15 protein-coding genes and 1 pseudogene are annotated in these 18,938 nt (G+C 70.4%); 11 read left to right on the top strand and 5 right to left on the bottom strand.

What is annotated here, in order from left to right; genetic code table 11:
* The first annotated feature begins 30 nt into the window (after positions 1-30).
* The 6 genes from ribH to ACFW22_RS18565 all read left to right on the top strand — a co-directional run bounded on the left by ribH (position 31) and on the right by ACFW22_RS18565 (position 5,079).
* A complete protein-coding gene (gene ribH, locus ACFW22_RS18590) occupies positions 31-516 on the top strand; it encodes a 6,7-dimethyl-8-ribityllumazine synthase (protein WP_024760819.1) in 486 nt (161 codons plus the stop codon).
* A 75-nt stretch (positions 517-591) separates the two neighbouring features.
* Positions 592-864, top strand: a complete 273-nt coding sequence (locus ACFW22_RS18585; RefSeq protein WP_386405400.1) for a phosphoribosyl-ATP diphosphatase — start codon at positions 592-594, stop codon at positions 862-864.
* Positions 865-913: 49 nt separating this feature from the next.
* On the top strand, positions 914-1,762 hold the full coding sequence (hisG, locus tag ACFW22_RS18580; protein ID WP_386405397.1) for an ATP phosphoribosyltransferase: 849 nt from the start codon (positions 914-916) through the stop codon (positions 1,760-1,762).
* A gap of 43 nt (positions 1,763-1,805) precedes the next feature.
* On the top strand, positions 1,806-2,258 hold the full coding sequence (locus tag ACFW22_RS18575; protein WP_386405394.1) for a PH domain-containing protein: 453 nt from the start codon (positions 1,806-1,808) through the stop codon (positions 2,256-2,258).
* A gap of 362 nt (positions 2,259-2,620) precedes the next feature.
* Positions 2,621-3,988 (top strand): hemolysin family protein, encoded by a 1,368-nt coding sequence (locus tag ACFW22_RS18570; protein ID WP_386405391.1) that lies wholly within the window; start codon positions 2,621-2,623, stop codon positions 3,986-3,988.
* Positions 3,985-5,079, top strand: a complete 1,095-nt coding sequence (locus tag ACFW22_RS18565; protein WP_386405388.1) for a hemolysin family protein — start codon at positions 3,985-3,987, stop codon at positions 5,077-5,079. The genes ACFW22_RS18570 and ACFW22_RS18565 overlap by 4 nt, the downstream gene beginning before the upstream one ends.
* Here the strand turns inward: ACFW22_RS18565 and ACFW22_RS18560 are convergent, their stop codons facing one another.
* Positions 5,080-6,999, bottom strand: a complete 1,920-nt coding sequence (locus ACFW22_RS18560; protein WP_386405511.1) for an AAA family ATPase — start codon at positions 6,997-6,999, stop codon at positions 5,080-5,082.
* A gap of 318 nt (positions 7,000-7,317) precedes the next feature.
* The gene (locus tag ACFW22_RS18555; protein ID WP_386405385.1) at positions 7,318-7,947 is read right to left on the bottom strand and encodes a uridine kinase; all 630 of its coding nucleotides are present in this window, start codon (positions 7,945-7,947) and stop codon (positions 7,318-7,320) included.
* A gap of 294 nt (positions 7,948-8,241) precedes the next feature.
* On the opposite strand from ACFW22_RS18555, the gene ACFW22_RS18550 reads away from it, so the two are divergent.
* Both ACFW22_RS18550 and ACFW22_RS18545 read left to right on the top strand, forming a co-directional pair.
* Positions 8,242-9,639: a peptidase C39 family protein gene (locus tag ACFW22_RS18550; RefSeq protein WP_386405382.1), complete on the top strand. Its 1,398-nt coding sequence runs from the start codon at positions 8,242-8,244 to the stop codon at positions 9,637-9,639.
* A 231-nt stretch (positions 9,640-9,870) separates the two neighbouring features.
* On the top strand, positions 9,871-11,394 hold the full coding sequence (locus tag ACFW22_RS18545; RefSeq protein ID WP_386405379.1) for an RHS repeat domain-containing protein: 1,524 nt from the start codon (positions 9,871-9,873) through the stop codon (positions 11,392-11,394).
* A 995-nt stretch (positions 11,395-12,389) separates the two neighbouring features.
* Here ACFW22_RS18545 and ACFW22_RS18540 read toward each other — a convergent pair.
* Positions 12,390-13,079 (bottom strand): annotated as a pseudogene (locus ACFW22_RS18540) (transposase); the annotation flags it as partial.
* Positions 13,080-13,496: 417 nt separating this feature from the next.
* Between ACFW22_RS18540 and ACFW22_RS18535 the strand changes: the two are divergent.
* Positions 13,497-14,219: an HNH endonuclease family protein gene (locus ACFW22_RS18535; RefSeq protein WP_386405376.1), complete on the top strand. Its 723-nt coding sequence runs from the start codon at positions 13,497-13,499 to the stop codon at positions 14,217-14,219.
* A complete protein-coding gene (locus ACFW22_RS18530; RefSeq protein ID WP_386405373.1) occupies positions 14,216-14,524 on the top strand; it encodes a hypothetical protein in 309 nt (102 codons plus the stop codon). The genes ACFW22_RS18535 and ACFW22_RS18530 overlap by 4 nt, the downstream gene beginning before the upstream one ends.
* A 205-nt stretch (positions 14,525-14,729) precedes the next feature.
* Here the strand turns inward: ACFW22_RS18530 and ACFW22_RS18525 are convergent, their stop codons facing one another.
* On the bottom strand, positions 14,730-15,314 hold the full coding sequence (locus tag ACFW22_RS18525) for a TerD family protein (RefSeq protein WP_386405370.1): 585 nt from the start codon (positions 15,312-15,314) through the stop codon (positions 14,730-14,732).
* 208 nt (positions 15,315-15,522) lie between these two features.
* A complete protein-coding gene (locus ACFW22_RS18520; RefSeq protein WP_386405367.1) occupies positions 15,523-15,789 on the bottom strand; it encodes a GlsB/YeaQ/YmgE family stress response membrane protein in 267 nt (88 codons plus the stop codon).
* Between the two features lie 438 nt (positions 15,790-16,227).
* Here ACFW22_RS18520 and ACFW22_RS18515 point away from each other — a divergent pair, with 438 nt between their 5' ends.
* Complete coding sequence (locus ACFW22_RS18515) at positions 16,228-18,615, top strand: endonuclease/exonuclease/phosphatase family protein (protein ID WP_386405508.1); 2,388 nt, start codon at positions 16,228-16,230, stop codon at positions 18,613-18,615.
* Positions 18,616-18,938 lie beyond the last annotated feature (323 nt).

Genomic DNA, 18,938 nt, shown 5'->3' with positions numbered 1-18,938 from the left:
CCACGCACACACGAATCGGCAAGGAGAGACATGAGCGGCAAGGGCGCACCCGTCCTCAGCGTGAAGAACTGCGGCGACCTCCGGGTCGCGGTCATCGCGGCGCAGTGGCACGAGAAGATCATGGACGGACTCGTCGACGGTGCCCTGCGCGCCCTCAGCGAACTCGGCATCGACGAGCCGACGCTGCTGCGCGTCCCCGGCAGCTTCGAGCTCCCGGTCGTGGCGAAGGTGCTCGCCGGGCGCGGTTACGATGCCATCGTGGCGCTCGGCGTCGTCATCCGCGGCGGAACGCCGCACTTCGAGTACGTGTGCCAGGGCGTCACCCACGGCCTCACCCAGGTCTCGATCGACACCGGCGTACCCGTCGGATTCGGCGTCCTCACCGTCGACAACGAGGAGCAGGCCCTCGACCGGGCCGGCCTCGAAGGCTCCTCCGAGGACAAGGGGCACGAAGCGGTCACCGCCGCCGTCGCCACCGCCACCACGCTGCGCACGGTCAGCGAACCCTGGCGCTGAGCCCGCCGCCCTGCCGCCACCCCAACGGAGGCGCCGTACGCCGGCCTTCCTCCACCCCGTACTCTTAGGACCATCATGGCGAACAAAACCTTCGAAGAGCTCTTCGCGGAGCTCAAGCTCAAGGCAGAAACCGGCGACCCCGCCACCTCCCGCACCGCGGAACTGGTGGGCAAGGGCGTCCATGCCATCGGCAAGAAGGTCGTCGAGGAGGCCGCCGAGGTCTGGATGGCCGCCGAGCACGAGGGCAAGGAAGCCGCCGCCGAGGAGATCTCGCAGCTGCTGTACCACGTCCAGGTGATGATGGTCGCCCGCGGGATCTCGCTCGACGACGTCTACGCCCACCTCTGAGCACGCCCGTTCCCCTCCCCGAAACTCCCAGGCAAAGGAAGCTCATCCCATGCTGCGCATCGCCGTCCCCAACAAGGGTTCCCTCTCCGGACCTGCGTCGGCAATGCTCCATGAGGCCGGCTACCGCCAGCGCAAGGAGTCCAAGGAGCTCGTGGTCATCGACCCCGACAACGAGGTCGAGTTCTTCTACCTGCGGCCGAAGGACATCGCGATCTACGTCGCCTCCGGCAAGCTGGACATCGGCATCACCGGACGTGACCTGCTCCTGGACTCCGGGGCCAGCGCCGAGGAGATCCTCCCGCTGAACTTCGGCCGCTCCACCTTCCGCTACGCCACCCGCCCCGGGACCGCGAACGGCCCCGAGGACTTCGGCGGCATGACGATCGCCACGTCCTACGAGGGCATCGTCGCCAAGCACCTGGCCGACCAGGGCATCGACGCCTCCGTCGTCCACCTGGACGGTGCCGTCGAGACCGCGATCCAGCTGGGCGTGGCCCAGATCATCGCCGACGTCGTGGAGACCGGAACCAGCCTGCGCAACGCGGGCCTGGAAGTGATCGGCGAGCCGATCCTGACCTCCGAGGCCGTCGTCGTCCGCCGCCACGGCGCCGACCTCGACCACCCGCAGGTCCAGCAGTTCCTCCGCCGCCTCCAGGGCGTCCTGGTCGCCCGCAGCTACGTGATGATGGACTACGACTGCCGGGCCGAGCACCTGGAGCAGGCCGTCGCCCTGACCCCGGGCCTTGAGTCGCCGACGATCTCCCCGCTGCACAACGAAGGCTGGGTCGCCGTCCGGGCGATGGTCCCCGCCAAGGAGGCGCAGCGGATCATGGACGACCTCTACGAGCTCGGCGCCCGAGCCATCCTCACCACCGCCATCCACGCCTGTCGCCTCTGAGGGCGACCCGACCCGCACGTCCACCAGGCACCGAGGAACCCCGATGTCCCAGTCGATCACGCCCACCCTTCCGGTCACCTTCCGTCCCGGTCGCACCCGGGCCGTCCTGCTGACCGTCGGGGCCGCGATGTTCGCGGTCATCACCGGCATCGCGCTGATGTTGGAGCGGCTGGGGCCGGGGGAGCGGGTCAGCTTCGTCTTCACCGCCGCGCTGCTCTTCGGGGTGCTCATCCTGTTGAGCCGCCCCAAGGTCGTCGCCGACGACGAGGGCGTCACGGTCGTCAACATCACCAGGACCCGGCGCCTCGCCTGGGCGGAGATCCTCAAGGTCAACCTCCGCCCCGGCGACCCCTGGGTCTTCCTCGACCTGAGCGACGGCACCAGCCTGCCCGCGCTCGGCATCCAGCCCGGCATCGCGAAGGAATCGGCGATCCGCGACGCCCGGGCCCTGCGGGCGCTCGCGGACAGTCGGGGGACGGGCGAGGAGACCGGCTGAGGCCCGGCTGAGGCCCGGCGGATCCCGGCTCCGGGTCCCGGCTTTGGTACCCGAGCCGGTGCTGCTCCTGCGGGCGTTGGCGAGCCCCACCCCGTGGAACGGCCGGGAAAATCCCCCTGCTACCCGGGGAACACCCGGGAAAACCCCGGACCGTCCCCCATCCGGGGCCGGCCCCCTGCCCTTCGGGGCGTTCGCCTGATTACTCTGGAGGCGGTGGTGCCGAGCGGCACCACCGCCTCGCACGTGCAGGGCCGCTGCCGCGGCCCGCGAGGCCCCTCCCTTCGACCCGAGGAGTGACTCCCTCCAGCAATGGACGGATCGTCCGGTAGTACCTGCGCCGCCCCCTCTCCCGAGGCGGCGGCATGATCATCTCCCTGTTGCTGCTCTTCGCGGCCTTCCTCCTGATCCTGGCCAACGGCTTCTTCGTGGCCGCCGAGTTCGGCCTCGTCACCGTCGAGCGCGCCGAAGCCGAACGCGCCGCGGCCGCCGGCGACCGACGCGCCCGCACCGTCGTCACCGCGTTGCGCGAGCTGTCCTTCCAGCTCTCCGGCACCCAACTCGGCATCACGATCACCTCGCTCGTCGTCGGCATGCTCGCCGAGCCCGCGCTCGCCGGGCTGCTCCACGGCCCGCTCACCATGACCGGGCTGCCCGCCGGAGCCGTCTCCGGGGTGTCGGTGGTCATCGGCATGCTGCTCGCCTCCGCCGTCCAGATGGTGGTCGGCGAGCTCGTACCGAAGAACTGGGCGGTTTCCCGGCCGCTCCAGGTAGCCCGCTTCGTCGCCACCCCCCAGCGCCGTTTCTCGGCGCTCTTCCGGCCGGTGATCTCCCTGCTCAACAGGGTCGCCAATCGGCTGGTGCGGCTGCTGGGCGTCGAGCCCACCGAGGAACTGGACTCGGTCCGAACCCCCGGTGAGCTCGTCTCGCTCGCCCGGCACTCGGCCCAGGCCGGCACGCTCGAACAGGACACCGCGGACCTCTTCGTCCGGACCCTCTCCCTCGGCGGCCTCACCGCCGAGCAGGTCATGACCCCGCGCGTGAAGGTCAGCGCCCTCCAGTGGGACGCCACCGCCGCCGACGTCCTCAACCTCACCCGGGCCACCGGCCTCTCGCGCTTCCCGGTCTACCGGGACCGCATCGACGAGGTCGTCGGCATGGTCCACCTCAAGGACGCCCTCGCCGTCGCCCCGCACGCCCGGCTGCGCACCCCCGTCGGACGGATCGCGGTTCCGCCGCTCCTCGTCCCCGAGACGCTGCCCGCCCAGGCGCTCCTGGAGCGCCTGCGCAGGGAACAGCCGATCGCGGTGGTCGTCGACGAGTACGGAGGCACGGCCGGCGTCGTCACCCTGGAGGACATCGTCGAGGAACTCGTCGGAGAGGTCCGAGACGAGCACGACACCGCTGCCGACGGCCGGCCCGAGTTGGCCGCGGCTCCCGCGGAAGACGGCCGTCCCGTCTGGGAGGCCGACGGCTCCTGCCGGGTCCACACCCTGCGGCGGATAGGACTCGACGTGCCCGACGGGCCGTACGAGACCGTCGCCGGGCTCGTCGCCGATCTCCTGGGGCGCATCCCGGCCCCCGGTGACCGGGCCGAGCTGCCCGGCTGGCGGTTCTCCGTCCGCCAGGTCGACCGCTACCGCGCCGAGCGGGTGCGCATCGTCCGTACCGCCCCGGACCAGGACGGGCCGTCCGTCGCTCCGGTGGCCGTGGTGGCGGAGGCGGCCCGATGAGCACCCTGCAACTCTTCTTCGCCCTCCTCCTGGTCCTCGCCAACGGCTTCTTCGTCGGGGCCGAGTTCGCCCTCGTCTCCGTCCGGCGCAGCCAGATCGAGCCACTCGGCGGGGCCAGGGCCAAGCAGGTCCTCCACGGGCTGGAGAACCTGCCGCAGATGATGGCCGCCGCCCAGTTCGGCATCACCGTCTGCTCGCTGACGCTGGGCGCCGTCGCCGAGCCGACCGTCGCCCACCTCCTCGAACCGGTCTTCCACGCGATCGGGGTTCCGGAGGGCCTGATCCATCCGCTCGGCTACGTCATCGCCCTCGCCGCGGTGGTCTTCCTCCACCTCGTCATCGGCGAGATGGTTCCGAAGAACCTCGCGATGGCGGCCCCCGAGCGCACCGCCCTCTGGCTCGCTCCCGGGCTCGTCGGCTTCGCCCGACTCTGCAAGCCGGTCACCACCGCGCTCGGAGCCTGTGCCCGGTCGGTGCTGCGGGTGTTCAAGGTCGAGCCGAAGGACGAGGTGGAGGCGGTCTTCACCAGTGCCCAGCTCGGCCGGCTCGTCGAGGACGCGGGCCAGGCGGGGCTGCTCGACCCGGTCGAGCAGGAACGCCTGGAGGACGCCCTGGAGCTGGGCAGCCGCCCGGTGACGGACGTCCTGATCGCATCGTCCTCCCTGGTCACCGTCTTGCCGTCGGTCACCCCGCGCGAGATCGAGGAGCTGACCGTGCGGACCGGGTACTCCCGCTTCCCGGTCCGCGCCGAGGGCCGGCCCACCTTCATGGGCTTCGTGCACGTGAAGGACGTACTGGACCTGGAGGACCGCGAGCGGGCGGTGCCGCAGCGGTTGTGGCGCCCGATGGCCACGCTCCGCGCCGAGCTGCCGCTCGACGACGCCCTCACCGTGATGCGTCGCGCGGCCACCCATTTGGCGCAGGTCGCCGACGGATCGGGCCGGGTCCTCGGACTGGTCGCCCTGGAGGACGTCCTGGAGATGTTGGTGGGCGAGGTGCGCGACCCGGCGCACCGCGTCCAGCCGCTGCCCGGCCCGGCCCCCACCACGGCGTCGGCCCCCACCACGGCGCCGGCCCCCGTCCGGGGCTGATCAGTATCCCGGGGGCTCCTGCCTCGGGCCGCGGTTGACCGGACCGCGGCCCGACAGGACCTCCCCGTACGCCTGCATGAGGTCGGCCAGCCGGAGGGTGGCGAGGTCCTCCCGGCTCAGGGTCCCGGGGTAGCCGGAGAGCCGCAGGTCCCGATAGGCGCAGGACTTCTCGTACAGGGTCCGGAGGAAGCGGCCGTTGCCGAGCTCGTCGATCCAGCCCTGCTCGACGACGTGCCCGCTGATCGAGCGCAGCTCGTCGCGGGCCTCTTCGTCCCAACCGTCCCCGTTGGCCGCCGCGAGGGACTCGCCGATCGCGGTGAGTTCCAACGGACGGTACGAAGGGAAGTCGACCCGGGTGGTGAACCGCGAGGACAGGCCGGGGTTGGTGTTGAGCAACCGGTCCATGCCCTCGGGATAGCCGGCGAGGATGACGACGAGGTGGTCCCGGTTGTCCTCGGCCCGCTTCAGGAGTACCTGGAGGGCCTCGTCGCCGTACGCGTCTCCCTTGCTGTAGCCGGTGTTGGACAGCGCGTACGCCTCGTCCACGAACAGCACCCCGCCGACCGCCGAGTCGATCAGCTCATTGGCCTTGACCGCGGTCTGTCCCAGGAACTCGCCGACCAGATCGGCCCGCTGCGCCTCCACGAGGTGGTCGCCGCCGAGGAGCCCGAGCGCGTAGAAGACCCGCCCCAGGATCCGGGCGACGGTCGTCTTTCCCGTTCCCGAAGGGCCGGAGAAGACGAAGTGGCGCTTCGGAGGCTGCACCGGAAGGCCCTGACCGGCTCGCAACCGGGCCATCTCCAGCTGCGCCGAGAGCGCCTTGACCTGCCGCTTCACCGGTTCGAGGCCGACCATGCCCTCCAACTCGGCGAGCGCCTCCGCGAGCAGCACCGGATCGGTGGGGCCGGCCGGGAAGGGCGGCGGCGTCGGCTGGCCGGGCAGCGACACCTTCTGCCGCACGGTCTCGGGAGGCCCCACGGGGGCCGTCGGCGTCACCGGGTCGGGTGCGAGGCGCAGGCCGTCGCCCAGCCCGCCGGGGTCCGCTTCGGCGCCGGGCACGGTGTCCACCGCGTCCTGGCCGAGGCCTCCGCCGGCGGGGCCGGTCACGACCGTTGCCAGGCCGGCCGGGTCGTCCACCCCGTCGTACCCCTCGAAGCCGTCGTACTCGGCGATCGCCGCGAGCCGGGCCGCCGTGTCCATGAACGTCGGGTCGACCCGGTGCACGGCCCGGTACAGCGGCAGGGCCGCGGCGCTGCGGCCGGTGCCCTCGTGGGCCCGGGCGAGCCAGTAGCGCAGCTCCTTGCGCTGGGGCTGCTCACTGCGGCACCGCATCAGCGAGGCCGCCAGCAGCGGCTCGGCCTGGCCGTACATCTCCAGGCGCACCCGGGCCATGCCGCCGAAGAGACCGGCCTCGATGCCGAGCAGCGGATCGTCCACGAGGGTTTCGGTGTGTCGGACGAGTTGTTCCCAGTCCTTGACGAGGTACGCGCGACAGGCGTGCAGGAAGCGCACCTGTGGATCGGTGTCGATCGGGGGGAGCCCGGCGAGTGCCCGGTCGAGCTCCGGCACGTGCCGGCCGTCGAGCCAGTGCGAGGCGTGTGCGAGGAGCAGGTCTCGCGGGCTCTCCAGGACGGGCTGTACCCACCAGCCGAGCCAGTACCAGGAGTTCAGGGTGCGGCGGTAACGGGTCCGCTGCTCGCCGAAGCGCTCCCGGTTCCGGTACATGCGCAGCAGCGCGGTCGTGGTGTCGACCCGGAGGGCGTGCAGCCCGAGCCAGGCGTCCGCCATCCCGGGGTCGATCTGTACCGCCGCCCGGAACTCGTCCTCCGCCTGCGGATACGCGCCCATCGTGTAGGCGTCGACTCCGCGCAGCCAGGCGAGCTCGGCCGGGGGCTGTGAGCCCTGCGTGCCGATGTCCATCGGGTCCCCCACAACCGTCATCGCATGGACGGGATTTGACCGCACCTGGGGGCATCGTACCTGCGCAGGGGGTGGGTCCTTAAGGAGAAGTGCATGATCCGGAAGGGGTGACCCTGGGTGATCAACGGGGTCCGCAAGGGGCTCCCGGCCGCCCGGAAAGGGGGATCGAGGGCAGAACGAAGCCCCCGATCACGGGGGAACAACCGGGGGCTTCGTGTCTGCGGCAGCTCCGAAAAGCCGCACATTCAGAACGTAAGACCTGTACGCCCCCGGGGTCAAGCGGAGTTGAAGCACTTGCGGAAGTGGACTTTCGGCCACTCAGTTCATGGAAGAAGGATCGTGACCCTGTGTGACGACATGGTGCGTGCCCGTTGTCACGGCCGGCCCCGGAAGCCAGTCGTACCCCTCCTGACACTCCCGTACCAGCGTGTCGGCGAAGGCCCGAGAGGGGTCCCGAGCGAAGTGGCGAGTCTCTGCCACGGTCCAGCCGTCCCAGAAGGCGGCCTGTTCCGGCCCGTCCCGGTGACGGCCCCGTACCCAGGACTGCTCGGGACCGCGCTCCATCCACAGCAGCCGCGCGAGGAACGGCCGCACCGCCCGGCGGCCCGCGCCGACGCCCTCGACCAGGACCACCGGGGCCGGAGACAGCGTCCGTGCCCCGCCGAAGCGCCGCAGCCGCCAGTCGTAAGGCCGGTAGGAGGCCGTTGCGCCCCGGGAGAGCGGCTCCAACACCTGGGTGCGCAGCCGGTCGGTCCATGCGAAGAGCTCTTCGTGCGTGGCGAGGTCGTCGAGGTGGAGGACGGGGGCGTCACCGAGGACGGTGGAGAGGCGCGCCGCGAGGGTGGACTTGCCGGAGCCCGCGTGGCCGTCGACCGCGACGAGCCGGACCGGCCCGCAGGAAGGCGGCAGGCGGAGCAGTGCGTGCGCCGCACGGTCGAGGTCGCTCATGGCCCCAGGGTAGGGGAGTGGGAACCGTCGCAGGTCAGAGAGGTGCCGCCGGTCGTGGTCAAGACCCACATTGGTCCGGCGACGCGTGCCGAAGTGCTGGCGGAGCCCCCGCGGGAGCCGGGATAGTGGGCCGCGCGGCCCTCGCCCTTCCCGGCGGAGGGTCCCGTGCGCCCGTCGGTTCGCCCACCCCGGGTGCCCACCGCCCGGTCCGTCCCCACCGCTCCGTTCGCCCACCGCCGTGCGGGCCCGTGCCCGTCCCGTCCGCCCGCCGTTCTCGACTGGGGGTCGTCGCCCATGACCAGTTCCACCCCGCGCAGGACCGTCCTCGCCGCAGCGCTCGCAGCCGCCGCCGGACCGGCCGTCGCCGCCGGACCGGCCGCCGCGGCCGACCCGACCACTGGACCCGAGGCCCCGGCCGCCGGGGCCGACGGCCTCGCCGACCGGGACCGCGTTCCCGCCGCCGGGGCCGTCGACAACCGCTTCTGGTCCTCGTACACGGACTGGCGCTGCGGGACCTCGAACGGCACGAAGGCCACGGCCGGTGACCGTCCCGGGCTGATCCTCGCCGCGCCCGTCGGGAGCCGCGAGTACACCGACCCGCACACCGGACGGACCTCCGTCTGGGAGTACGCCGAATGGACCTCACCCGTCCACGTCCCGACCGTGCCCGCCACCGAGGTCATCGCCTCCTGGAACGCCGACACGCCGCCCGGCACCTGGCTCCAGGTCGAGCTGTCCGGCTCGTACTCCGACGGCACGGACACCCCCTGGTACGTGCTCGGCCGCTGGGCCTCCGGCGACGGCGACGTACGGCGCACTTCGGTCGACGGCCAGGCCGACGGCAGGAGCACCGTGTGGACCGACACCCTCGCCATCGACGATGCGGCGAGCGGACTGAGACTGTGCTCCTACCGCCTGCGGCTGACCCTCTACCGCGCACCGGGGAGCAAGCTCACCCCGACGGCGTGGCGGCTGGGCGTCATGGCTTCGGACGTTCCCGACCGCTTCGTCGTTCCCGCCTCCGAACCCGCCCTCGCCCGCGAGCTGGTCGTGCCGCGCTATTCCCAGAACACCCACGTGGGCCAGTACCCCGAGTACGACGGCGGCGGCGAAGCCTGGTGCAGTCCGACCTCCGTGCAGATGATCGTCGAGTACTGGGGATGCCGTCCCTCGGCCGAACAACTGGCTTGGGTGGAGCCGTCCTTCGCCGATCCGCAGGTCTGCCACGCCGCCCGCTCCACCTATGACCACCAGTACCGGGGCTGTGGCAACTGGCCCTTCAACGCCGCTTATGCGGCCACCTACCCGGGTCTGAGCGCTGCGGTCACCCGACTCCGTTCGCTCACCGAGCTGGAGGGGCTGGTGCGGGTCGGCATTCCCGCCGTCACCTCACAGTCCTTCCGCGAGGAGGAGCTGACCGGGGCCGGATACGGAACCGCCGGCCATCTGATGACCGTCATCGGATTCACCCCGGACGGCGACGTCATCGCCAATGATCCCGCCTCGCCCGGCAACGAGGCGGTCCGCCGGATCTACCCGCGGCGCGAGTGGGAGAACATCTGGCTGCGTACGAAGCGGTACGACGCGAACGGCAAGGTCAGAGGCGGTACGGGGGGTGTCTGCTACCTCTTCTGGCCGGTCAAGTCAGCACCAAGTCAGCACCGCGCGCTGCAGGCGCTCGGCCTGGTGTGAGCATGTGCGGCCCGACGGTCGTCTCGACGACCTGACGCCTGCACCACCAAGCCGGTCAACGGCACCGGAGGCCCGGCCCTCGGCACTGTCGATCCGTACTGGACCAGCTGGACCTTCACCCACTCCAGCGACCGAGCCACCGAAACCCAGCACAAAGCCGGCGCCATCACCGCCGATACCACCCGCAGCTACACGTACCCCGGCACGACCGGCGCCGCCCAACCACACGCCGTGCGCACCGTCACCGCAACCGGCGGCGTCACCGGTGCAGACACCTACCAGTACGATGCCACCGGCAACCTCACCAAGAAGTCCCCCGCCTCCGGAGCCGTCCAGGACCTCGTCTGGAACGACGAAGGCAAACTCGCCGCCTCCACGGTCTCCGGCGCGACTACCGCGTTCCTCTACGACACCGAGGGCACCCGCATCCTCAAGCGAGAGCCGACCGCCACAACCCTCTATCTGCCTGGCGGTCAGGAACTCGTCCTCACCAAGTCCACTGGCGCGTTGTCCGGCACTCGCTACTACGCCGTGCCAGGAGGTTCGGCCGTCCATACCAGCAGCGACGGCAGAGTCCGTCTCCTGGTCGCCGACCACCAAGGCACCAATCAGCTCTCCGTCAGCGCCAGCACCCTCGCATTCAATCGCCGCAAGAGCCTCCCCTATGGCGCTCCCCGTGGCACCGCCCCCACCTTCTGGCCCGGTCAGAAGGGCTTCGTCGGCGGAGACATCGACACCGTCTCCGGCTTCACCCACGTCGGCGCTCGCGAATACGACACCACGACTGGCCGCTTCATCAGCGTCGACCCCGTCATGCACCCCGATGACCCCCGGCAGATGCAGGGTTACGCCTACGCCAACAACACCCCGGTGACGCAGTCAGACCCCACCGGCCTCGAAAGCTGCTACCCCGTCTACTGCGCGGGCGACAACGGCACCTACGGCGACTTCAAGGAGCCCACTCCCACGCCGGACGCCGATCCGGCTGGTTCTGGCGGGACCGGTGGTACAGCCTCTGGCAGCAGCAACACTGGTGGGGCGACCAACAGCGGTGGGCTCGGGCCGGTCTGGGTCATTCCCACGCTACACGGAATCATATTCGTGAACATGGAGGAACATTTCCGAGAGCAGCGGAAATTCGAGAACCAGATCTGCCAGTCAGACCCCATCTCACTCATATGCACGGACCCGATAGCCAGCACCGATCATCTTCAGACAACCGTCCAGAGCGCCGTGCTGGACTGGATCACTGGCTCCGGAGCGCAGGCGCGCGTCTACGGAGACGACAGCCTCATAGCCGGCCTGATGGCCAGGACGGACAAGGCCCAGGAAGCGCGAAACAAGGCAGTCGAGAAGTGGCTGGCGAACGGGAAGGGTGACCTGGGGAAGCTCAGCGTCTACTCTCTTGGGGAAATGTCGAATAGAGAACTCGTCGATCAGATAGACAAGGATTTCAACAGCATCCTCGGCGGGCTCCAGGACCCCAACTCCGTCAAGGTGATGCTGGGATCGTTCTCGATCACGGGCAGAGTCATCGCATCCAGCCCCAAAGGCATTCAAGTGAGGTTCGAGGTCGACGAGGACATGACCGTCAGCTCGGCAGGACACCTCGTCACCGGCTACGACACCTGGGCGGAGAAGTACGTCACCAAGCCCCTCAACAGCGGAGGCTGGCTCAGGAATCATTCCATTCTGGACCCCAGAATGAGGGACGTGAATCAAATAGTTACTTGGAGGGAGACCCTGACGTTCTAGGAATTGACTTGAAAGCAGATCGTTGACCCCCAGATGCGGTCCGCGTGTCCCGCAGACCGCATCTGGGACGCAGTTGACTCCATGAGAAGGTAGAAGGGGGAGGCGTGTGATCGCCTTCTGTAACGGTCTCCCGGGGCGCGTCAGGCTCCGCGGGAAGCGCACGGCCATTGCTCTCCTGGCGATTGCCTTGCTGACCGGATGCGGCCGCTTTGAGTTTGAAGAGCGCGACGCTACTCGGGCCGAAATTGTAGGAACATGGAAGGGGGCGGATGGTGCAACGCTGGATCTAGGTGAGCAAGGCACTTTTACTGCGCATGAGCTGAGCGTCGAAGCGCAGGAAGGGGCCGGCACAGAAATCTCGGACCGCAGCCTGGTGAGCGGGAGGGGGGAGTGGTCCTTCGGGGACTACTCGACAGGACCTGAGTTGGATCTGCACTTCACGGACGGTGGGGGAGTCACCCTGTGGCCGGCTGACAAGGACGGCGAGTTGGTTCTGTGGGGACTGCGCCCTCACGGCGACGGTGCAGCATCAATCCTGACAAGGTGAGACGACGAGGCCGACCTGTTCCTCCGACTTTGCTTTTGCCGACCGTGGCAGGAACGAGTAGAAAGTGATCTGGAGGTGCGGTCGAGCCTCAGATGGCGGGCGGCCCCAGCTTCACGGCCACTCGTGGCCATCGCGGCAATTCAGATTGTCGACGGGGGGACTCGTGCAGCGAAAGAGCGCACGATGCTGGCGAGTTCGGTCGGCCTCCGGATGCGTGGCGAGGGGAGCACCGAGCAGCGCGTGCGCCTGTCGCGGCGGATCGGCGTGCCGCGGGAACATGTTCCGAGGGCGGCTTTGTCCGGGGGACGTTCATCGCTGCACGCGCGCCGCGAACTTCCAGGCCCAGCGCCCAGCAGCGGGGGGCCTGAAGCTCGCCACTTCTTCGTTGAGATGATTGTCGTGCACCCGAGGGGTCGGCTTCCCGAGCCGATGCTCCAGCCGTAGATCTTCATCGTTGTTGGGCTGCTTGCCGCTGGTAGTGGCCGGTGCGGGCGCGTGCTTGATGCCGACGCCGCCATTCCGACCAGCGGAGCCAGTGGGCGAGGTCGCGGACGGGCTGGGTGAAGAAGGCCGCGAACAGGCGTCGGATCTCGCTGCAGGGCAGCGGGCTGAGTTCGGCCGCCGCGATGTTCGTGGCCCGTTCGATGGCGGTGGCGACGGCGAGGAAGGCATGCGCGAGCAGGGCCAGGGTGGTCCAGCGATGCCAGGAGGCCCAGCGGCGGACCTGGCGCTCGTCGAGTCCGGCCAAGCCCTTGGTGGCGTGGAAGGTCTCCTCGACGGTCCAGCGGCGTCCGGCCACCTTGACCAGCGTGGTGAGCGGGACCGGGCGGGGCGAGTAGCGGTGGAAGGCGAGTTCACCGGTGCGCCGGTTGCGTCGGACGAGCAGCCACCGGTGGCCGGGGTGCCCGGGCGGGCTGTCGATGTCGACCTGAGCCCCGTAGTAGAAGCGGTGGCCCTTGGCCCCGGCTCCCGCCGAAAGCCGCTGCCAGGCATGTTTCGGACGGCCGTGGGCCAGCACGCCGGCGCGGAAGACACCCGCGCGGGTGGCGAGCGGCCACTTGCGCGAGACGGCGAGGACACATCCGATCTGGCGCCTTTCCAGCTCGCCGCTCAGGTGCGGGTCGCCGCCGTAGACTTCGCTCGCCGGACCAGCTGGTCTTCCAAGATCCCCGACAGGGTCGCTCACGGACGCCAGCGGAAGCCGGCACCAGGTCGGCACCAGCGCGTCTACCTCTTCTGGCCGGTCGCGCCCACACCGGACCAGCGACACGCCCTGAGGTCGCTCGGCCTGCTGTGAGCAGGCACGGCCACACGGCCGTCCCGACGACCCGGCGCCGTGTCGTGAACGTCCCCGATGCGGCGGAACCCCCGTTGACGCTGTGGGCCGGCCCGTTCACCCGTCCCTTCTCGTACGGCCGGTGGCCGTGCCCTTCGGCGGGGGCCGCGATGGCATCCGTGCGGGCGCGTTCACGTCGAGGGACGGCGGCCGGCACGTCGGGGGCGAGCGGATACGCTGCCGTGCGTACACGTTCGTTCGGAGGGAATGCATCAGGCCATGGCACGTCAGAAGCGGTTGCGCATAGCGAGTTTGGTGGCCGGGGCGGTCCTGCTTTCGGTAGCGGGGTGCTCGGTGGAGGACGGTGGCAAGCCCCCCGGGGGCGAGGACGCGAAGCCGTCCCCGACCCGCAGCGGCGCGGCCGGCGGTGGTCCGGTGACGGACGGGACGCTGCCCGGCGTGCCGACCGTCGAGCAGGCGCGTGAGCAGCTCGCGGGACTGAAGGTCGCCGCCCACGGTTCGATGTCCGGCTACAGCCGTGACCGCTTCCCGCACTGGGCCTCTCAGGGAGAGAGGTGCAACACCCGCGAGACGGTGCTGAACCGTGACGGTGCGAACGTCCAGCGGGACACCGAGTGCCGTGCGGTGTCCGGAACCTGGACGAGCGTCTACGACGACCTGAGGTTCAAGGACGCGGCGGACCTGGACATCGACCACACCGTGCCGTTGGCCAATGCCTGGCGGTCCGGGGCGAACAAGTGGACGCAGGAGAAGCGCAAGGAGTTCGCCAACGATCTGACCCACCCGCAGCTCCTTGCCGTCTCGGCCGCCTCCAACCGTTCCAAGGGCGACCAGGGCCCTGACGAGTGGCAGCCGCCGTCCAAGACGTACTGGTGCACGTACGGCCGGGCCTGGACGTCGGTGAAGGCCACGTACGAGCTGTCGGTGACCGCGTCGGAGAAGGACATGCTGGGTCAGATGCTGGACACTTGCTCCTCATGACCCACGTTCGCACCCCCGGCCCGCACGCCCATCTGGACGACGTGAAGACGGGCCCCGGCGGCGCCATGACCGACGAGGTCGGCGTCATCACCGGTGATCTCACCGTGGCGACCGACACCCTCGCGGACGGGCGGGCCGTCGTCCTGGTCCAGTACAAGGACGCCGATGAGTGGTACGCCCTGACCGGCGGCCCCGTGCCCGTGCCGTCCGGCGGAATCGAGGACTTGCACGCTGCCGTGCTCGACCGGGTCCGTGCGGGCGGTGGAGCCCGCGTGCCGGACGGAAGCGGGGAGGCGTCGGCGTAGTCGCCACGTCGGGGTCCCCGCCGGCGCGGTCAGGGCCGCGCACGCCCCTGCGCGCAAGGGCGGGTGCGCCCCGGTGGTCGTCCCGTACGGCTCCGGCACCCGCCCCGGTGCTCGCCGTCGCGCGGAAGCGGGGTGGGATCCGGGCCGAGGAGGAGCCCCTCACCGCTTGCCCGCGCTCCAGCCGCCTCGCCCCGGCCGGTCTGCGTCACTTGCTCACGGCGAAGCGCATCAGGGCGTGTTCGTCGCCCTGCTTGACCTTGCCGGTCTGGTTGATCACTTCGAGCTTCCAACCGTCGCCCACGCGCATGGCCTTGGCCACGGCGCAGCCGTTGTCGTTGGTGAGCAGGCTCGGCCAGATGTCGGCCACCTGCTGGGAGCTGCCTCCGGTCGCGTCGTACACCTTGAAGCTGATGTTGCGCGCCTGCTGGAAGGAGCTGCCCTTCTTGTGGGCGGCGGCGACGAAGACGATCGAGGTGATGTGGGGCGGTATCCGCGCGAACTCGACCGTCACGGTTTCGTCGTCGCCGTCCCCGTGCCCGGTCTGGTTGTCGCCGCTGTGCACCAGGGAACCGTTGCCCATCGGGTCCAGGGAGTCGAGGCCCGCCAGGCGCACCGGGTCCCCGTTGTGCATGGCGATGGCGATCAGGTCGAGGTCGGTGCCCTTCTTGCGGCGGAGCTTGCCCATCACGCCGCCACTGCTTCCCGCAGTGGGGTCCCAGGAGACGCCGATGGACATGTGGGTCACCCCGTCCAGGTCTGCCGGGCCGTCTTCCTTCGTGAGCGTCATCATGCGTGGATCATCCTCTTCATGGCGGCGGCGTGCGGCGGGAAGCACATCCGGAGCGTGCGGTGTTCTCCGCTTCGCCGCCGGCCGCAGCCGGGTCTGTCGTTCGTGTGCGGTGGGGAGCGACGGACCGCCGCGTACTCCACTCCCGTGAGGGGGAGCTGGCGGGGTGGCCCCGGGCGGCTCGCTCCGCCGGCGATCGTCCCTTCGGGCTTCAGTTGCGCGAGTTGCCGAACAGGAGCCGGCAACCGACGAGCAGGATGAAGGAACCGCCGATGGCCGCACCCCATGTGGCCAGGTCGAAGAACTCGTTGGCCACCGGCCGGTCCAGGAAGCGCGCGGACAGCCAACCGCCGACGAAGGCGCCGGCGACCCCGATGAGGGTGGTGATGATCAGGCCGCCCGGGTCCCGCCCGGGCAGCAGCAGTTTGGCGATGGCTCCAGCCACGAGCCCAAGGACGATCCAGCTGATGACACCCACGTCGTGGTCCTCTTTTCCTGTCGTGCCGGATGCAGTTCGGCCACGGCAACCGTGCATGGTGCGGTTGCGCAACCGTACACAGCGAGAATGACGCCGATCGGCCATGGGTGGTTGCGCCTCCGTCGGATCGTCGGATCTTCGGATCGTCAGAGCAGGGGATCGAGCCGGTCGCTGACGGGGCGGACGGCGGACGGTTCGGCCGGCACGCGAGCCATCCCGGAGGGGGCGCGCTCGCGGGTGCCCGGCACCCGTCCGTTCCCCGGAATTAACGCACAGACCCTTGGCGCCCCTCCCTCTACGCGCGTAACTTGAGCCGACTTCCCATTGCCCACTGCTCCGCGCGCCACCGCACACGGTGCGTGCACGCACAAGGAGACATCCAGCGTGTCCAAGACCACAGACGGCAGACCCCGGTGGCGTCGTGCTGCCTATCCCCTCATATCGACCGGTGTCGCCGGCGCGTTCGTCCTGAGCGCGCTTCCCGCGGCCTCCGCGGCGCCGTCGACCGACGCGCTGATCGCCGAGGTGTACGGCGGCGGGGGCAACTCCGGTGCGACGCTCACCCGGGACTTCATCGAACTCGGCAACGCGGGCACCACGGCCTATGACCTGACGGGGCACAGCGTGCAGTACCTGCCCGGCTCCCCGTCCGACTCCTCGAAGTGGGGCGTCACCGCGCTGAGCGGCTCGATCGCCCCCGGCGGCCGTTTCCTGATCGCCGAGGCCGCGGGCAGCGGCGGTACGACGGCCCTGCCCACCCCCGACGTGACCGGCTCGATCGCCATGAGCGCCACCAAGGGAACGGTCGCGCTGGTCAACGGCACCGACCCACTGACCTGCAAGACCGCTGCGGACTGCGCGGCCGACGGCCGCATAGTAGACCTCGTGGGCTACGGCACCGCGGTCGTACGGGAAGGCAGCGGCCCGGTGGCGGGCTCGTCGAACACCGCCTCCGTCGCCCGGGCGGCGAACCTCGCCGACACCGACGACAACGCCGTGGACCTGGCTCCCGGCGCTCCCACACCGGTCAACTCGGCGGGCGAGGGCCCCGGTTCCGGCGACGGGGGCGACGACGGCGGCGACCCGACGCAGCCCGGCGCCGTCCGCGTCCACGACATCCAGGGAACCACCCGGGTGTCACCGCTCTCCGGGCAGACCGTCACCGCGGTCCCGGGCGTCGTCACCGGGGTGCGTGCCGCGGGCTCCAAGGGCTACTGGATCCAGGACCCCACGCCCGACGGCGATCCCCGCACGAGCGAGGGCGTCTTCGTCTACACGGGAACGGTCGCACCCACGGTGACGGTCGGCGACGGCGTCCTGGTCAGCGGCAAGGTCACCGAGTACTACCCGAACAGCGCCTCCCAGTCGGTCACCGAGATCACCGCGCCCACCACCACGGTCCTTTCCACCGGCAACCCCCTGCCGTCGCCGGTGCGGCTGGACGCCGGCAGCGTCCCCGACGACTACGCGCCCGCCGCGGGCGGCGGCAGCATCGACGCGCTCGGTCTGGAGCCGCAGAAGTACGCCCTCGACTTCTACGAGTCCCTGGAGGGCATGCTGGCAGAGGTCGTCGACGCACGCGTGGTCGGAGCCACCACCTCCTACGAGGAAGTGTGGGTGACGGCGAAGCCGGCTGAGAACCCGGCCCCGCGCGGCGGCACCGTCTACGGTTCGTACGACCGGCCCAATACGGGCCGGATCAAGGTCATGTCGCTCGATCCGGCCGTCGCCGTCCCCCGCGCGAACGTCGGCGACGCGCTGAGCGGCACCACCGCCGGTCCGCTCGACTACGCGTCCTACGGTGGCTACACCCTCCAGGCCACCCGGCTCGGCAGCCTCGTGGACGGGGGGCTTGAGCGGGAGGTGACCAGGAAACAGAAGGGCAAGGAGCTCGCGGTCGCCACGTACAACGTGGAGAACCTGGACGCCCTCGACCCGCAGGAGAAGTTCGACCGGCTCGCCGAGGGCGTCGCCGTCAACCTCGCTTCTCCCGACATCGTCGCCCTGGAGGAGATCCAGGACGACAACGGGCCGGTGAACGACGGCACCGTCACCGCCGAGGCCACGCTGGCCCGGTTCGCCGACGCGATCGTCGCCGCCGGTGGCCCGCGCTACTCCTGGCGCTCCGTCGCGCCGGAGAACAACGAGGACGGCGGTCAGCCCGGCGGCAACATCCGGCTCGCCTACCTGTACAACCCGAAGAGGGTCGGCTTCACCGACCGACCGGGCGGTGACGCGACGACCGCGACCTCGGTCGTCAGCACGAAGAAGGGCGCACGGCTCACGTACTCGCCCGGCCGGATCAACCCGACCAGCCCGGCGTGGGAGAGCAGCCGCAAGCCCCTGGTGGGCGAGTTCACCTTCCACGGCGAGCGGGTCTTCGTGATCGCCAACCACTTCGGTTCCAAGGGCGGGGACCAGCCGCTGCACGGCCGCTACCAGGAGCCCACGCGCAGCTCCGAGGCCAAGCGCCACCAGCAGGCGGCCGAGGTCAACGCCTTCGTCGACGAGTTGCTCGCCGCCGATGCGAGGGCCCAGGTGGTCGTCCTGGGCGACCTGAACGACTTCGAGTTCTCCCGGACGACGGACATCCTCACCGGCGGTGGCGAGGTGCTCACCCCGCTGATCACCACCCTGCCCGCCGCCGAGCGCTACACCTACGTCTACGACGGCAACGCCCAGACCCTGGACCACATCCTGACCAGCCCGGCCGTCACCGCGTACTCCTACGACGTCGTGCACGTCAACGCCGAATTCGCGGACCAGGCCAGTGACCACGATCCCCAGATCGTCCGGATCGACGTGAAGAAGTCCGGAAGGCGGTGAAGCCCGGACTCCGTCCGTGAGACGGGGGCGAACCCGGCCGGAGCACGCCCGCACCCGGTCCGGGCGCCGGCTGGTCCCGTCCGGTCCGCGCCCGTGAACCGGACGTGTGCGCGAGGGGGCGCCGCGCGGTGCGCGGCGCCCTCCCCGGTGGAGAACCCCTGGGGCGGGCCCCCAGCGGTACGGCGCGAACGGTCGGGACAGAAGCGGTGCGGCGGGTCCGCCACGGACCCGTCCACAGCGCACCGGGCCGGGGTACGAGGGCTTCCGGCCCGGTGCGGGCGAGAGGGCGCACGCCGCCGTTCCGGCGCGTGTTCCGGTTCCCG

The organism is Streptomyces sp. NPDC058872, from assembly GCF_042743065.1.
GTDB lineage: Bacteria > Actinomycetota > Actinomycetes > Streptomycetales > Streptomycetaceae > Streptomyces.
The sequence above is the reverse complement of the archived record's forward strand: the minus strand, read 5'-3'. Positions and strand labels throughout refer to the sequence as shown.

What these genes read in the sequence shown, in the direction of transcription:
- ribH (WP_024760819.1), top strand. Translation starts at nt 31, where the DNA reads ATGAGCGGCAAGGGCGCACCCGTCCTCAGCGTGAAGAACTGCGGCGAC.
- ACFW22_RS18585 (WP_386405400.1), top strand. Translation starts at nt 592, where the DNA reads ATGGCGAACAAAACCTTCGAAGAGCTCTTCGCGGAGCTCAAGCTCAAG.
- hisG (WP_386405397.1), top strand. Translation starts at nt 914, where the DNA reads ATGCTGCGCATCGCCGTCCCCAACAAGGGTTCCCTCTCCGGACCTGCG.
- ACFW22_RS18575 (WP_386405394.1), top strand. Translation starts at nt 1,806, where the DNA reads ATGTCCCAGTCGATCACGCCCACCCTTCCGGTCACCTTCCGTCCCGGT.
- ACFW22_RS18570 (WP_386405391.1), top strand. Translation starts at nt 2,621, where the DNA reads ATGATCATCTCCCTGTTGCTGCTCTTCGCGGCCTTCCTCCTGATCCTG.
- ACFW22_RS18565 (WP_386405388.1), top strand. Translation starts at nt 3,985, where the DNA reads ATGAGCACCCTGCAACTCTTCTTCGCCCTCCTCCTGGTCCTCGCCAAC.
- ACFW22_RS18560 (WP_386405511.1), bottom strand. Translation starts at nt 6,999, where the DNA reads ATGGACATCGGCACGCAGGGCTCACAGCCCCCGGCCGAGCTCGCCTGG.
- ACFW22_RS18555 (WP_386405385.1), bottom strand. Translation starts at nt 7,947, where the DNA reads ATGAGCGACCTCGACCGTGCGGCGCACGCACTGCTCCGCCTGCCGCCT.
- ACFW22_RS18550 (WP_386405382.1), top strand. Translation starts at nt 8,242, where the DNA reads ATGACCAGTTCCACCCCGCGCAGGACCGTCCTCGCCGCAGCGCTCGCA.
- ACFW22_RS18535 (WP_386405376.1), top strand. Translation starts at nt 13,497, where the DNA reads ATGGCACGTCAGAAGCGGTTGCGCATAGCGAGTTTGGTGGCCGGGGCG.
- ACFW22_RS18530 (WP_386405373.1), top strand. Translation starts at nt 14,216, where the DNA reads ATGACCCACGTTCGCACCCCCGGCCCGCACGCCCATCTGGACGACGTG.
- ACFW22_RS18525 (WP_386405370.1), bottom strand. Translation starts at nt 15,314, where the DNA reads ATGATGACGCTCACGAAGGAAGACGGCCCGGCAGACCTGGACGGGGTG.